Here is a 14133-nt window from a genome sequence, read left to right as displayed (position 1 = left end):
CGTGCTCAAGACCTGATGATTACGCCGAGGTCCGGAAGGGTAGGCGCCGCGGCCGGATCGAGGACGCGGTCGGCGGCCTCGACGGCGGACGGTCCGGCCGCGGCGAGGCCCGCGATCCGGCCCGCCACGGCGGGCGCGGCGAACGACGTGCCGCTCCAGCCGGCGAATCCCTCGAACGCGTCCGGGTCGATGCCGTTCACGCGCGGCCGTTTCCCGTCGAAGCGGACGTAGGTGCTGGTGATGTCCACGCCGGGCGCGCAGGCGTCCACCCACCAGCCGTAGTTGGAGAACCAGGCGCGGTCCCGGCGGGAGCCGTCGAGGGCCGCGACCGCGATCACGGACTTGAGCGCGGCCGGCCAGAACGGCCGGTCGCTCGCCGTGTTGCCCGCGCACGCGACGACGACCGTACGGCGGCCGAGCGCCGCGATGGCGCGCGCCAGGACCGGCGACGGGCGGTCGTCGAACGTGTGGCAGCCGAGCGAGAGGTTGACGACGTCGGCCCGCCCCCAGCTCGCCAGCCACGACAACGCGCGGACGACGTCGACCTCGTCGCCCACGCCGTCGCCGCCGAGCACCCGGCGGGCGCGGATACGGGCGGCGGGCGCGTGCTGGAGCAGGACGCCCGCGATGAACGTGCCGTGCCCGGCCTGCGCGTCGAGCTCGAAGTCGAGGTCGGCGTCCAGGACCTCGGTCACCTCGTCCCGCTTTATAGGGGGTTCGTTTGCACGTGTCTTTGATGTCTGTATCGTTAGGGATCTTGGTGCCGGGTGTTCGTCATGGACACCCGGCACTGTCGTGTCCTTGACGGTGATGTGGGGTTGTGGGTGCCTCGGGTTCAACGGCTGCGGTCCTTTGATGGCGGCCCGGTTTCGTACACGGTGCTCGACTCGGGGGATCTTCCGATTTGGCCGGTCGAGGATTATCTGTCGCATCTGGCCTCCCAGCGTCGGTCGCCGAACACGATCCGCGGATACGCGCACGACCTTGCGGACTTTTTTGAGTGGCTGGAGCGATTGGAGCGGGACTTCCGATCGCTCACCCTTGAGCAGCTGAGTGAGTTCTTTGAGTGGTTGAGACGTCCAGCGGCGGCCCGTGAGCCGGGGGTTTTCGCGTTGCCGTCGGTTGAGTCGGTGGTCGAGGGCAGCACACTGGTCCGCAAGCGGGCTGCTGTTGCTGGCTTTTACCGGTTCCACTCGCGCCGCGATCCGCGCGTGCCTGCCCTGCTGGGTGATCCAGTCGGCCGCCGACCGACCGGAAGCTACGTGCCGCTGTTGGCGCACACACGTCGCGGGCGCCTCGATCAGGACGGCTTCAGCCCGATCCGAATCAAGCCGGTCCGCAAGACACCAACGTCGCTGACCGATGAGGAGATCGCTCGGCTCCTCAAGGCGTGTCGGCGGGCACGCGAAAGGTTCTGGATCATCCTGCTGAACGAGACAGGACTGCGACTGGGAGAGGCCCTGGGCCTGCGGCACTCGGACCTGCGGCTGCGAGCCGGAGAAGTGCACGTGGTCCCGCGGGAGGCCAACGTAAACGAGGTCCGCGTGAAGGGGTTGAAGGCTCGGATCGTGCCGGTCGGCAACATCGTGCTCGACGCCTACGCCGACTACATGGAGACCGAGTACGGAGCACTGGACTGCGACTACGTCTTCGTGAACTTGTTCCGGGGGCCACACGGCGCACCGATGACGCCCGAGAGCATTAAGGACCACAGCCGCCGGCTCCGGCGAGATAGCGGCGTTCACAGCTACACGCCGCATGCCTTGCGGCATTCCTTCGCCACGCGTTTGCTGAGGGCAAAGGTCCCGATGGAGATCGTCGCCGAGTTGCTCGGGCACAGCGATGCTCAGACGACCCACAGCACCTACTCCCACCTGAGCGTCGAGGACCATCGTCGAGCGCTGGTCGACGCCGGGGTCCTCGATGCCGCAGCAGACGTGGAGAGCTGAGTGGCAGCCCCAATCGTCCAGGGGCGGGTTCATCCGCACCTGCTGGAACATCTGGTCGAGGTCGTCCGCCCCGAGTTCCGCGCCGAGATCTTCCACCCGCCGCGCGACAGCGCGGTGTTCTTCTCCGGGCTCTGCACAGTCATCAGCTGCCCAACCGCGATCAGTCACACTGCCCGCGGTCTCTGCGAAGGCCACTACCAGCGCTGGAAGATCCACGAGAAGCGGCGGCCCGGCACTGGATTCGAAGAGTGGCTGCTGGCAGAAGAGGAGCACACTCGGGCACGCAACGCCCCGCCGAAGGCCTGCTTGATCCGCGGCTGCAACCGAGCTTCCCGAGGCCGGGGACTGTGCCATCGCCACGGTGAAGCATGGACTCGAGCCGGGCGCCCAAACGTTGAGGACTGGGCAGGCCGGACTCTCTACCAGCTGCCTCAAACCGGTGGAGAACGCGTTTGCTGCTTCCCCACCGACTGCCCACGATGGACCGACGGCCCAGACCAACCTTTGTGCCGGCCCCACTGGGAGCGGTGGCGCACCCGGGGACGACCAGATCTCGAGACGTGGTTCGCCGAGCTCGCCCACGGCAAGGACCCACGCGTCGATCTCGGCCGTCTGGAGCGACACCTGCGTCTGGAAGTCCAGTTCGGGCTGCAATGCCGCCACGATGAGGCGACCAAACGGGCCCTGGTCCGCACCATCCGTGAAGCTGTGAATCTGATCGTGAGGGCAACCGCAGAGGACCCGTCGCTCACCAGCCTGCTCGATTGGGATGAACGGCAGTGGAGGACGACCCATGCGGGCGGCAAGCAGATTGACCGCACGACGTTCGCAACAACCGCCTTGGCGTTCGTGCTCGACACCCGACTGCGGCTGCACATGCTGCTCGTCGCCGACGACCCGTGGGCCGATCAGTATCCGCGGGACACCTGGGATCTGCGGATCCTGGGCATCCAACACGAGGCCATCCGCTACCTGCGGTTCGGGGAAGTTCCGCAACCCTGGCTGAGAGACCTGGCGAAACGCTGGGTCCGGTGGCGGCTCAGCCAGGACATCGATCCCAGCACCCTGGCCATCAATCTCAAGAGCCTGCGCAAGTTCGCCGCGTTCCTCAGTGAAGATCTCCAGCCGGCCGGACTCGATCGGGACGCCATCGAGGCATGGCTGGCCAAGCTGCGCATCGACTGGCCAGATGCTGACACCCGCCGGGCCCAGATCGCCTCGTTGAGCACCTTCCTGCGTGACGTCCACCGGCACGCCTGGCAGCCCGGCCTGTCGCCGACCGCGTTCTGCTTCGAGGACACCCCACCCCGCAAGGTCCCCAAACCGCGGTGGATTCCCGAAGAGGTGATGGCGCAAATGGAGGCACCGACCAACCTCGCGCTGTTTCCCAGTGACGACGGTCGGCTGATTTTGAAGATCCTGATCAACTGCGGCCTGCGACTCAAAGACGCTCGCAAGCTCCCCTTCGACTGCGTCATCCGAGACGCCTCCGGCGCTCCTTACCTCGCCTGGATCAACTACAAGATGCGCAGCAGGCCCGCGTTCTTCCCGATCAGCGAGTCCATGGCCGCTGACATCGCTGACCAGCAGCACCGCGTCCGCGACCGCTTCGAGAACGGCTCGCCCTGGCTCTTTCCAGGCCACCAGGCCAACCTGGACGGAGCCCGCCCTGCCAGCGCGTCCTGGTGGCGGAGCCAGCTCGGCCGCTGGCTGGAGGGCATCGAACTCGTCTACAACGACAAGCCCATCCGAGTCACCGCTCACCAGTTCCGGCACACCCTCGGCACACGACTGATCAACGCTGACGTCCCTCAGCACGTCGTCCAGCAACTCCTCGATCACATGTCGCCCCAGATGACGGCCGTTTACGCCCGGCTGCTGGACAAGACCGTCCGCGAGCATTGGGAACGGGCGACCAAGGTCAACGCCGAAGGCCAGATCGCCGAGCCCGAACCCGACCACCCGCTGGCGGACGCTCAGTGGATGCGGTTGTCCATGGTCCGGGCCAAGGTCACACTGCCCAACGGCTACTGCGGGGCACCGATCCAGACCGACTGCGAATACGCCAACCCGTGCCTGGATTGCAGGTTCTTCCTCACCACCGCTGAGTTCCTGCCCTTGCATCAGCGACAGCTGGAGGAAACGACCCAGCTGATCGCCGACGCCAAGGCATCTGGGCTCACACGCGTCGTCGAGAAGAACACCAAAACGTTGATCAAACTGGAGAACCTGATCACCAGCCTGAGGAGTCTGCGGTCGGGTCAGATCGTCGCTGGCGGGCAGGTAGAAGATCTCAATGCCGCTGGCTGACAACACAGACGCTCTCCGCCAGGCAGCCCGCAGGCGCAGCGAACTCGCACGTTCCCGAGCGGAAACCGCCATCCAGGACGCTCGCCGCAACACCGATCCCGTCAGCGTCGCTGGCATCGCCCGCGCAGCGGGTGTCTCCCGCTCCTGGCTATACACCCAACCCGATCTCATCAAGGCCATCTCTCACCTCCAAGGCCGCAGACCTGCACCTGCCAGGACCGGAAGGCAACCTGCAAGCGAGGCCTCGCTACAGCGGAGATTGGAAGCCACGCTGGCCCGCAATAAGACACTGCGTGAACAGGTCGCCGACCTGACACGGCGGCTCGAACTCGCTCACGGCGAAATCCGTCGGCTCCGCACCAGCAGCAGCGGCACGAACGAAGAGTCCTCTGTTCCGAGCTGAACGACGCTTTCACGGACATGTCCAGGAAGCAGAAGCGCAGGTCAAGCGGCCAGATCCAACTCTGAACTGCGGATAAGGAGGCGCTCGGCGTACCAGTCCGTCTCCTCGTACCAGGGGTGCGGGGACAGCCCGGTGTCGAGGACGGCCACCGTGACGCGGCGCTGCTCAACACACTCCTGCTCGACGCGGCCCTGCCCGGCCTCCGGTCTCGGGAGCGGCGGGGCCGGGCGGGGCAGGTCGGCGGGCCCGCTCCACCACAGCGGCTGGCCTTGGACGAGGTGGTTGGGGGAGACGGTGAGCCGGCGGTGCCGCCCGTCGCCGCCGAGCTGCGCGGCCAGCTCGCAGACGTCGACCCTCGCGGGCGCGCGCAGCCGCAGCCGGGTGACGCCGTGCTCCTCCTGCCGCGAGTCGTACCAGCGCCGGACGAGGTCCTCGGCGGCGGGCGCGTCGTGCCCGGCGACGAGGATCTGGTCGCGCCGGATCAGCGCCGGCCGGCCGGTGAGCGGCTCGACGACCGCCGCGTCGCGGTGGCGTGCGAGCAGTCGTTCGAGCCGCACCTCTTGATCGAACACTGGCACCCGCTTTCACTCTTCGTGACCGCTCCAGCGCCCATCGTGCCCCTCTTGTGTCGCCGGGTAACCGGACTTGGCACAGAAGACCTGGCGGAACGCGGCCGACCGGTGCGTTACTGGGAAGGTGATCGGACGCGGGGCGTTCCGGCGGCCGGCGATCCCGAGCCCGGGAACGCGGGCGACGGCCCTGGTGGCAGCCCTCACGCTGGAACGCGCGGCGAGCCTGTTCGCCGGGGCCGCGCCGCTGCTGGCCTTTCCGCGGCCCGGTCTCGGCTGGCTGGCCTGGATCGTCCTCGTACCGGGATTGACGCTCATGCGGGCGGCTCCGACCGTGCGCGAGGCGGCGGTGCGCGGCTGGTGGTTCGGCGCCGGGTACCTCCTCGCCGCGCTCTACTGGACGCTGCCGAACATCGGGCCCGGCCTGCTTCTCATCGCGATCGTCTTCGGTCTTCCCTGGGCGGCCTGGGGCGCGGCGGTGCGCCGCCTGATCCCCGCCCGCCCGTTCGCCGCGCTCATCGTGGTGCCGAGCGGCTGGCTGGTCATCGAGCTCCTCCGCTCGTGGCCGCGCCTCGGCGGCCCGTGGGCGCTCCTCGGCGCGAGCCAGTGGGAGTACCCGCCGATCCTGAGCCTGGCGGCGCTCGGCGGCGTCTGGCTGATCTCGTTCGCGATCGTGGCGGTCAACACGGCCGTCGTCCTGGCGCTCGGCACACCGCGCCTCCGTGCGCGCCTGATCGCCCTCGCCCTGATGATCCTGCTCGCCGGTCCCGCCTCGTACGCGCTGACGGCTGAGCCGCCCGCCGACCGCACCTTCACCGTCGCGCTGGTCCAGCCCGGGGTCGTGGACGACCGTGCCGAACGGCTCGCCGCCAGCGAACGGATCACGGCGGGGCTCCCGCCCGCCGACCTGGTCGTGTGGGGCGAGAGCAGCGTCGGCTACGACCTCGCGCGCCGGCCGGACCTGACGTCCCGGCTCGCGGCGCACGGCCCCCTTCTCGTGAACGAGGACGCCCGCGACGCGACGGGCCGGATCTCCAAGAGCTCGGTCCTGATCGGGCCGACAGGGGTGGAGGACCGGTACGTGAAGACGCGGCTGGTCCCGTTCGGCGAATACATCCCGTTCCGCGACGCGATCGGGTGGCTCAGCCGGATCAGCGCCGCGGCCGCCGAGAACCGTGTCCCCGGAACGGGCGCCCGCGTCATGTCGGCCGGGGTGACGATCGGGCCCCTCGTCTGCTTCGAGTCCGCGTTCCCCGACCTGGGCCGTGCCGTGGTGAACCGGGGCGCCCAGGTGATCGTCTACCAGTCGGCGACCTCGACGTTCCAGGACAGCTGGGCCCCGCCCCAGCACGCCTCGCTCGCCGCCGTCCGCGCCGCCGAGACCGGCCGTCCCACCGTGCAGGCCGCGCTGACCGGAGTCTCCGCCGCGTTCGACGCCCGCGGCCGCCGTCTCGCGTGGCTGGACACCGGCCGCCGCGGCTCGGTCATCGTGACGCTTCGCGTGCCATCACCTTCAAGCCGCACACCGTACGACCGCTTCGGCGACTACGTCGCCTACCTCGCGGTCGCCGTGACCATGACGGCGGTCCTGGTCGCGGCCCGGCGGCGTGACCGTTGAATCCTGAACGGTACCCGGAGCTTCAAGGACCGGTGTCCCTGTCCCGCGGGACGCGGTGGTCCGTAACTTCGTACTCGCGACGGCCACCTGACCACCGCTCGCAGGCACCGCTGCGGGGGCTCTGCGGATGCGAGCGGGGTCGTCGCTTTTTCGTGTGCCCTCATCCCACCGGACCCCTGAGTGGCGAAGCTCTCGCGGTCAAGCGATCGGCAAACAATGGTCGTGCGGTGGTGTGTCACGTTCGGATGATGCACAATGAGGGGCGCGGACGCCGTCTTGGGACGTACGAGGCCGTAGGGGAAGACGAGCCTCAGTACAGATCCAGGAGGTCCGGTGACCGCACGTGGCGTTTTCTACGTCCACTCCGCGCCACCTGCGCTGAGCCCGCATGTCGAGTGGGCCGCCGCAGGTGTTCTTGGCGTGCCCTGTTCGCTTGAATGGGCCGACCAGCCCGCCGCCCCGGGCACCCTGCGCGCGGAGCTCCATTGGGAGGCGGCCGCGGGCACCGCGGCCGGCATCACCTCCGCGCTACGGAATTGGAAACTGCTGCGATTCGAAGTCACCGAGGATCCGACGCCCGGCTGTGACGGCGTGCGCTACAGCTTCACCCCGTCCCTGGGAGTCTTCACCGGAGTGATCGGCGCCAACGGCGACATCATGGTCCCCGAAGACCGCCTCCGCGCCGTCATGGCGAACGCGGCGGTCGGCAAGACCACGCTGGAGCACGAGCTCGACCGTCTCCTCGGCACCCCCTGGGACAACGAGCTGGAGCCCTTCCGCCGAGCCGGCGACGGAGCCCCAGTTCGCTGGCTGCACGCTGCTGTATAAATTTTGATCTTGGCCTGCGGGCTCGCCTGGCGGCTCACCCGCAACCAAGCTCAAGGCGAGCGCTGCATCGCTTCGCGATCTTCGAGCCCAGCTTCGCCTGCGCCTCGCTTGGCTCTCAGGCCTCCGGACGCGCTCGCGCCGGTTGAGGTCGTCGCGTGGTTGCTCCCTCGCTGAGCTGCTCCCGCTCCTGCCGCCACAAGCAAAACAACACCGCCCCTGAGCCAAGCGGCTTGGGGGCGGTGTTTGTTTCGAGCGATTTACACGGCTCTTTGGAAGACGACGGAGACGTTGTGGCCGCCGAAGCCGAACGAGTTGTTGAGGGCGGCGAGGGGGCCGTCGGGCAGGGCGCGCGGCTCGCCGTAGACGATGTCGAGGTCGACTTCGTCGTCGAGGTCCTCGAGGTTGGCGGTGGGGGGCACCAGGCCCTCGCGCAGGGTCAGGATCGTGATGACCGACTCGAGCGCGCCGGCGCCGCCCAGCAGGTGGCCCGTCATGGACTTGGTGCCGGTGACCGTCAGCTTGGAGCTGACCTCGGGGCCGAGCGCGGCCTTGATGGAGGCGAGCTCGGCGACGTCGCCGGCGGGCGTGGACGTGGCGTGCGCGTTGACGTGCGCGATGTCCTCGGGCTGGAGACCGGCGTTCGCCAAGGCGCGGCGCATGGCCTTGGCCTGGCCCGAGCCGGTCGGGTCGGGCAGCACGATGTCGTAGGCGTCGCCGGAGTAGCCGCAGCCGGCCGCGATGCCGTGGATCGTGGCGCCGCGGGCGCGGGCGTGCTCCTCGGACTCCAGGATCATCACGGCGGCGCCCTCACCGAGGACGAAGCCGTCGCGGTTCTTGTCGTAGGGGCGGGACGCGCGCTCGGGCTCGTCGTTGCGGGTCGACATCGCGCGCATGGCGCCGAACGAGGCCATCTGCAGCGGGTGGATGCACGCCTCGGTGCCGCCGCAGATCACGACGTCGGCGCGGCCGTTGCGGATCATGTCGATGGCGTAGCCGACGGCCTCGGCGGAGGAGGCGCAGGCGCTCACCATGCCGTGCGAGCCCGCCATCGCGCCGTACTCGATGCCGACGTGCCCGGCCGAGCCGTTCGGCATCAGCATGGGGACGGTGAACGGCGAGACGCGGGTCCAGCCCTTCTCCTTCTCGACCTCGTAGCTCTTGAGGGCCGAGTGCAGGCCGCCGATGCCGGTGGACACCACGACGCCGAGCCGGTCGCCGTCGGTGATCTCGAAGCCGTCGGCGCCCTCCTCGTAGCCCTTCTTGGTGCGCGGCTTGAGACCGGCGTCACCCCAGGCCTCCTTCGCCGCGATCAGCGCGATCGCCTGGCAACGGTCCAGCCGGCGCAGCGCCTGCTTGGGCATGACCTCGGACGGGTCCACCTTGAGCTGGGCCGCGAACCGCACCGGAAGGTCGTCAACGTTCTCCCAGTCGAGTTTGTGCACCCCGGACGTGCCGGCGAGCAGCGCGGACCATGTCGACGGCAGGTCTCCACCGAGAGGGGTCGTTGCACCCATGCCGGTGACGACGACTGTGGTCTGGCTAGTGCTCATCGTGAGTGCTCCTCGCAACTGGGGGTCGGAAGGCGGCGCGCCTTGGGCCGGCCGGTGGCGCGCCGCGCCCCGGCATCGTCAGGCCTGCAGGTTCTGGACGAAGTTGATGACGTCCTTGACCGTCTTGAGGTTGCGAAGCTCGTCGTCGGGGATCTCGACGCCGAACTTGTCCTGCGCGGCCACCGCGATCTCTACCATCGACAGCGAGTCGATGTCGAGATCGTCGATGAAGTTCTTCTCCGGAGTCACCTCGGCCTTGTCGATGCCGACGATCTCGTCGATGATGTCGGCGAGGCCGTCCAGGATCTCCTGCTCGGTGGCTTGTGCCTTCATGTTCTGCCTTCTCCTCCTTGATTGGTCCAGAGCTCTGGGCGCAGGACGATCGGTGCCTACGGGATCTGGATGACCTGGGCAGCGTAGGCCAGCCCGGCACCGAACCCGATCAGCAGGGCCGGGGCGCCGGACTGGACGTCGCCGCGTTCGATCATGTGGGCCAGGGCGAGCGGGATCGATGCCGCCATGGTGTTGCCCGAGGTGACGATGTCGTCCGCCACCACGGCGTTGGTCGCGCCCACCTTGCGGGCGATCGAGTCGATGATGCGCAGGTTGGCCTGGTGCGGGACGATCGCGGCGAGGTCGGCGGGGGTGATGCCGGCCCGCTCGCAGGCCTCCAGCGCGATGGGCGCGATCGCGGTGGTCGCCCACCGGAACACGGCCTGGCCCTCCTGGGTGATGAACGAGTTGCGGTCGGCGATGGAGATCTTGTCGGACTGGTCGCCGGCGCTGCCCCACACGACCGGGCCGATGCCGGGCTCGTCGCTGCCGGTCACCACTGCGGCGCCCGCGCCGTCGGCGAAGATGATGCAGGTCGACCGGTCGGTCCAGTCGATCCACTGCGAGGTCTTCTCGGCGCCGATGACCAGCACGTTGCGGGCGCTGCCGCCGCGGACCGCGGCGCTGGCGGTGGCCAGCGCGTAGCAGAAGCCGGAGCAGGCGGCGTTGAGGTCGAACGCGCCGGGCGCGTGGATGCCGAGCCGGTGCGCGGTGGGCGCCGACACGTTCGGCATGGGCACGTCGTGTGACGCCGTGGCGACGATGACGAGGTCGATGTCGCCGGGGCCGAGGCCACTTCCGGCCAGTGCCTTGCCGCCCGCGTGCACGGCCATGTCGACGAGCGACTCGTCGTCTCCGGCGATGCGCCGCTCGGCGATGCCGACGCGGCTGCGGATCCACTCGTCGTTGGTGTCGACGGTCTTGGCCAGGTCGTCGTTGGTGACGACCTTGGACGGCTGGTAGTCGCCGAACGAGAGGATGCGCGCACCCGGAGCGACGTTCGGAACGCGGAGCCGGACCTTGGGGGTCGGTGTGGTCATGAGGTGTGCGCCTCGATCCGCGAGGTGTGGGCTTCGATCATCTCGCGTGCCTTGTCGAGGTCATCGGGGGTCTTCAGGGCGAGTGTCTGCACCCCGGCGTCCTTGAGCTCGCGCTTGGCGAGCCCGACCAGGGTGCCGGCGGGCGGCAGCTCGATGATCGCGGTGACGCCCAGCTCGCGCATGGTCGCCATGCAGGCGTCCCAGCGCACCGGGGCGCTGACCTGCTCGACGAGGCGGCCGAGGTACTCGCGCCCGGAGCCGATCACCGCGCCGTCGCGGTTGGACAGCAGGGTCGTCGCGGGGTCGGCCACCGGCGCGCCCGGCGCGAGCCGGCGCAGCGTGTCGACGGCGGGGGCCATGTGCTCGGTGTGGAACGCCCCGGCGACCGACAGCGAGCGCAGCCGCGCCTTGGCGGGGGGCTCGTCGGCGAACGCGGCGAGCTGGGCCGTCGTGCCGGCGGCCACGATCTGGCCGGCGCCGTTGACGTTGGCGGGCGTGAGACCGTGCTTGTCGATCGCGGCGAGCACCTCGTCGGCGTCGCCGCCGAGCACCGCCGTCATGCCGGTCTCGGTGACCGCGGCGGCCTGCGCCATGGCGCGGCCCCGCTCGCGGACGAGCACCAGCGCCGCCTCGGGCGAGAGCACCCCGGCGATCGCCGCGGCGGCCAGCTCGCCGACGCTGTGGCCCGCGACCGCGTCGGGACGCGTGCCATCGGGGTAGAGCGCCTCGCAGGCGGCGAGCGCGGCGGCGACGAGCAGCGGCTGGGCCACGGCGGTGTCGCGGATCTCCTCGGCGTCGGCCGTCGTGCCGTAGCGCACCAGGTCCAGGCCGGTGACGGCGGACCACCAGGCCAGGCGGTCGGCGACACCGGACAGCTCCAGCCATGGCTGGAGGAATCCTGGGGCTTGGGCGCCCTGGCCGGGCGATGCGAGAAGAATCACGGCTCCCAGCCTGCCCGGTGCGGGACGCCGGTGCCGATGCGGATCAGCACGAACTTTCGTCGCGAGGGTTTGTACGAGACCTACAAGGCGGATAAACGAGACATTGTTAGGGTCCGGGTCTCACGTCCTGGCCGGACGGGTCCCGAACCGGCCCAGGACCAGGGCGATCCTGAGCGTGAAGGCGTTCCTGCCGTCGGTGGGCGCCAGCCCGGTCAGCTCGGCGACGCGTCGCAGCCGGTAACGCACGGTATTGGGGTGAACGAACAAAAGCCGGGCTGTCGCCTCCAGCGAGGAGCCCTGCTCCAGATAGGTCGTCAGGGTGTCGAGGAGGGGAGCCCCGGCGGCGCACATCGGGTCGTAGACCTGCTCGATCAGGTAGCGGCGGGCCTCCTCGTCGCCGTCGAGGGCCCGTTCGGGCAGCAGCTCGCCCGCCAGCACCGGCCGCGGCGCGTCCGGCCACCCGGCCGCCGCGCGCAGCCCGGCCAGCGCCGCGCGCGCCGAGACGGTCGAGTCGTAGAGATCATCGACCGGCGGCCCGACGACGACCGGCCCGGGCCCGCACTTGGCGGCCACGGGACGCGCCGCCTCCAGCGGGTCGTCGGCGCCGCCGACGATCACGATCACCCGGTGCCCCTGGACCCCGGCGAGCACGTCCACCCGGGCGCGCCGCGCGGCCAGCTGCATCTGGTCGATGATGACCTCGGGCTCCTCGTCCTCGGGGGTGAACCCGGCGATCACCGTCACCGGCTTGGACGTCCAGCCCAGCGCGGCCGCCCACGAGTGCATGCCGTCGTCGACCTCGCCGCGCAGCACCGCGTTGACGACCAGTGCCTCCAGGCGCGCGTCCCAGGCGGCGCGGGTCTCGGCGGCCTGCGCGTAGACCTGGGCGGCGCCGAACGCGACGTCGCGCGTGTAGCGCAGTATCGCCTCGCGCAGCTGGGCCTCGCCGCCGGGCGCCGCGAGCTCGTCCAGCCGGGTCTCGACCACGTCGATGATCACCCGGACCATGTCGATGGTGTGCTTGAGCTTGATCGAGCGCATCAGCTCGCGCGGCGCGGTGCCGAACACCTCGCCGGCGATCGCGGGCCGGGACTCCTCGGCGCTCTTGAACCACTCGACGAACGCGGCGATGCCGGCCTGGGCCACCAGCCCGATCCAGGAGCGCTGGTCGGCCGGCATGCGCCGGAACCAGGGCAGCTGCTCCTCCATGCTGGCCAGGGCGGCCGTGCCGAACTTGCCCATGGCCTTTTCGAGCCGTTCGGTGGTCTGCTCCCGAACAGCGGCCTCGCTCGCGTTGTCCACATCCCCAGAGTGCCACCATCCCGGGCGTGTCCAGACCTCGGTGAGGGTTTTCAACCCGGGAGGTTCCACGCGCCGGGCGGGGTCAGGCCGGCTGGCTGACGTGGGAGGGATCGCCCATGGCGATGTACGTGAGGTTGCTCAGCGAGCGGGAATCGGGGGCCAGATAGTCGCTGTGGCCGCCTGGACCGGCGTCGAAGACACGGGCGCCGAAGCGGGACGAGACCGGGTCGGGGCCCAGCCCGAGGCCGAAGATGCGGACGTGCGGGACGTCCTCCATCCAGTCGGTGGCGCCGCGTCCCGCCCACACCCGGGCGGTGCGGCTGAGCCGGGCCGCCGACCAGGCGGTCGTGCCGGGGCTGCCGAACAGGGCGATGTCGGTGACCTGCCGCCAGCCGTCGCGGGCGGATCCCGCCCCGGCCATGGCGGCGCGGCCGCAGACGACGGAGCCGTAGCTGTGGCACAGCAGGCCGACCCTGGCCTCGGGATTCACCTGGTTGAGGCCGGTGAGGAACGCCCTGAGCTCGACGGCGCCCTGCCCCGCGCGCTCGTCGGTGAGCACGTCGCTGCTGAACGTCTTGGGCGCCGCGTACCCCAGCCAGGCGACGACGGCCAGGCCGGGAGACGGATTGATCTTGCGGGCCTGCTCGTACACCGCGCGGGCGCCGCCGCCGGGGGCCGACCACGGCTTGCCGGACTTGGAGTCGAAGCCGGAGAGGGTGGAGTCGGCGCCCGGGACCACGACCGCCACCCGGTGGGCACGGGTCAGATCCCCGACGACCTCGATGGCGCGGCCTCGGCCGCGCGGATCGAAATAGAGGAATCTCCGGCCCGGCTGCAGGAGCCCGCCGAGAGCCTTGGCCCGCTCGCGGTCGCCTACGGCGTGGGCGGTCTCCAGCGCCTGCTCGATCGCCTGCCGCTCGATGCCGAACCGCGCGTCCAGCGTGGACGGCGCCATCGTGGGCACCGCCGGCGGCGCGGCGTACGGGTCGGCGTGGCCGGTGCCGGCGGTCGTGAGAAGGACGCCGGTGATGGTGACGGCGCAGGCCAGCGCGCGTCTGAGCCGCCGGGCGCGCCGGGGGCCCGCACGCCGCCGCGAGGCGGGGCGTGCCGGTGTGGACGCGGCGGACGCGGAGGACTGGAGGGCGTGCTCCAGGAACCCGCGGAGGGCGGTCGTACGAGGCGGCATGATCCGTCGTTTCTACCGGATGGCGGCCCATGGTCGGTGCATCCGGCGGTCGGCGTGCGTGGTCCGAGCGAGCCCCGGCGCCGTGCGGCACGGCGCCGGGGTCT

Annotated in this window: 13 protein-coding genes; 5 read left to right on the top strand and 8 right to left on the bottom strand. The window is 70.2% G+C overall.

The annotated features are described in order from the left end of the window. Positions 1-5: 5 nt before the first annotated feature. Positions 6-791: a S8 family serine peptidase gene (locus ACGFNU_RS28540; RefSeq protein WP_392598437.1), complete on the bottom strand. Its 786-nt coding sequence runs from the start codon at positions 789-791 to the stop codon at positions 6-8. On the opposite strand from ACGFNU_RS28540, the gene ACGFNU_RS28535 reads away from it, so the two are divergent. The 3 genes from ACGFNU_RS28535 to ACGFNU_RS28525 are packed head-to-tail and all read left to right on the top strand — an operon-like array spanning position 777 to position 4662. Continuing rightward, positions 777-1949: a tyrosine-type recombinase/integrase gene (locus ACGFNU_RS28535; RefSeq protein ID WP_392598436.1), complete on the top strand. Its 1173-nt coding sequence runs from the start codon at positions 777-779 to the stop codon at positions 1947-1949. The genes ACGFNU_RS28540 and ACGFNU_RS28535 overlap by 15 nt on opposite strands. Beyond that, positions 1950-4259, top strand: coding sequence for a tyrosine-type recombinase/integrase (locus ACGFNU_RS28530; protein WP_392598434.1), 2310 nt, complete (start codon positions 1950-1952; stop codon positions 4257-4259). Beyond that, positions 4246-4662: a DUF6262 family protein gene (locus ACGFNU_RS28525; RefSeq protein WP_392598433.1), complete on the top strand. Its 417-nt coding sequence runs from the start codon at positions 4246-4248 to the stop codon at positions 4660-4662. The genes ACGFNU_RS28530 and ACGFNU_RS28525 overlap by 14 nt, the downstream gene beginning before the upstream one ends. 41 nt (positions 4663-4703) lie before the next feature. On the opposite strand, the gene ACGFNU_RS28520 is transcribed toward ACGFNU_RS28525, so the two are convergent. Then, the gene (locus ACGFNU_RS28520; RefSeq protein ID WP_392598432.1) at positions 4704-5240 is read right to left on the bottom strand and encodes a hypothetical protein; all 537 of its coding nucleotides are present in this window, start codon (positions 5238-5240) and stop codon (positions 4704-4706) included. A 118-nt stretch (positions 5241-5358) separates the two neighbouring features. Here ACGFNU_RS28520 and lnt point away from each other — a divergent pair, with 118 nt between their 5' ends. Both lnt and ACGFNU_RS28510 read left to right on the top strand, forming a co-directional pair. Then, positions 5359-6849: an apolipoprotein N-acyltransferase gene (gene lnt, locus ACGFNU_RS28515; protein WP_392598430.1), complete on the top strand. Its 1491-nt coding sequence runs from the start codon at positions 5359-5361 to the stop codon at positions 6847-6849. Between the two features lie 333 nt (positions 6850-7182). Then, a complete protein-coding gene (locus ACGFNU_RS28510; RefSeq protein ID WP_151563507.1) occupies positions 7183-7677 on the top strand; it encodes a DUF3145 domain-containing protein in 495 nt (164 codons plus the stop codon). Between the two features lie 257 nt (positions 7678-7934). On the opposite strand, the gene ACGFNU_RS28505 is transcribed toward ACGFNU_RS28510, so the two are convergent. From ACGFNU_RS28505 to ACGFNU_RS28480, 6 genes are all read right to left on the bottom strand, one after another. Continuing rightward, complete coding sequence (locus ACGFNU_RS28505) at positions 7935-9227, bottom strand: beta-ketoacyl-[acyl-carrier-protein] synthase family protein (RefSeq protein WP_392598428.1); 1293 nt, start codon at positions 9225-9227, stop codon at positions 7935-7937. A 78-nt stretch (positions 9228-9305) separates the two neighbouring features. Further along, on the bottom strand, positions 9306-9560 hold the full coding sequence (locus ACGFNU_RS28500) for an acyl carrier protein (RefSeq protein ID WP_392598426.1): 255 nt from the start codon (positions 9558-9560) through the stop codon (positions 9306-9308). 56 nt (positions 9561-9616) lie between these two features. After that, on the bottom strand, positions 9617-10600 hold the full coding sequence (locus ACGFNU_RS28495; RefSeq protein WP_392598424.1) for a beta-ketoacyl-ACP synthase III: 984 nt from the start codon (positions 10598-10600) through the stop codon (positions 9617-9619). Next, entirely contained in the window at positions 10597-11541 is a 945-nt protein-coding gene (locus ACGFNU_RS28490; protein WP_392598422.1) for an ACP S-malonyltransferase, read from the bottom strand. Before ACGFNU_RS28490 ends, ACGFNU_RS28495 begins: the two co-directional genes overlap by 4 nt. Before the next feature lie 120 nt (positions 11542-11661). Next, on the bottom strand, positions 11662-12843 hold the full coding sequence (locus ACGFNU_RS28485) for a PucR family transcriptional regulator (protein ID WP_392598420.1): 1182 nt from the start codon (positions 12841-12843) through the stop codon (positions 11662-11664). A gap of 82 nt (positions 12844-12925) precedes the next feature. Then, positions 12926-14029 (bottom strand): alpha/beta hydrolase, encoded by a 1104-nt coding sequence (locus ACGFNU_RS28480; RefSeq protein WP_392598419.1) that lies wholly within the window; start codon positions 14027-14029, stop codon positions 12926-12928. Between the last annotated feature and the right edge of the window lie 104 nt (positions 14030-14133).

The organism is Spirillospora sp. NPDC048911 (assembly GCF_043198015.1).
GTDB lineage: Bacteria > Actinomycetota > Actinomycetes > Streptosporangiales > Streptosporangiaceae > Spirillospora.
The sequence above is the reverse complement of the archived record's forward strand: the minus strand, read 5'-3'. Positions and strand labels throughout refer to the sequence as shown.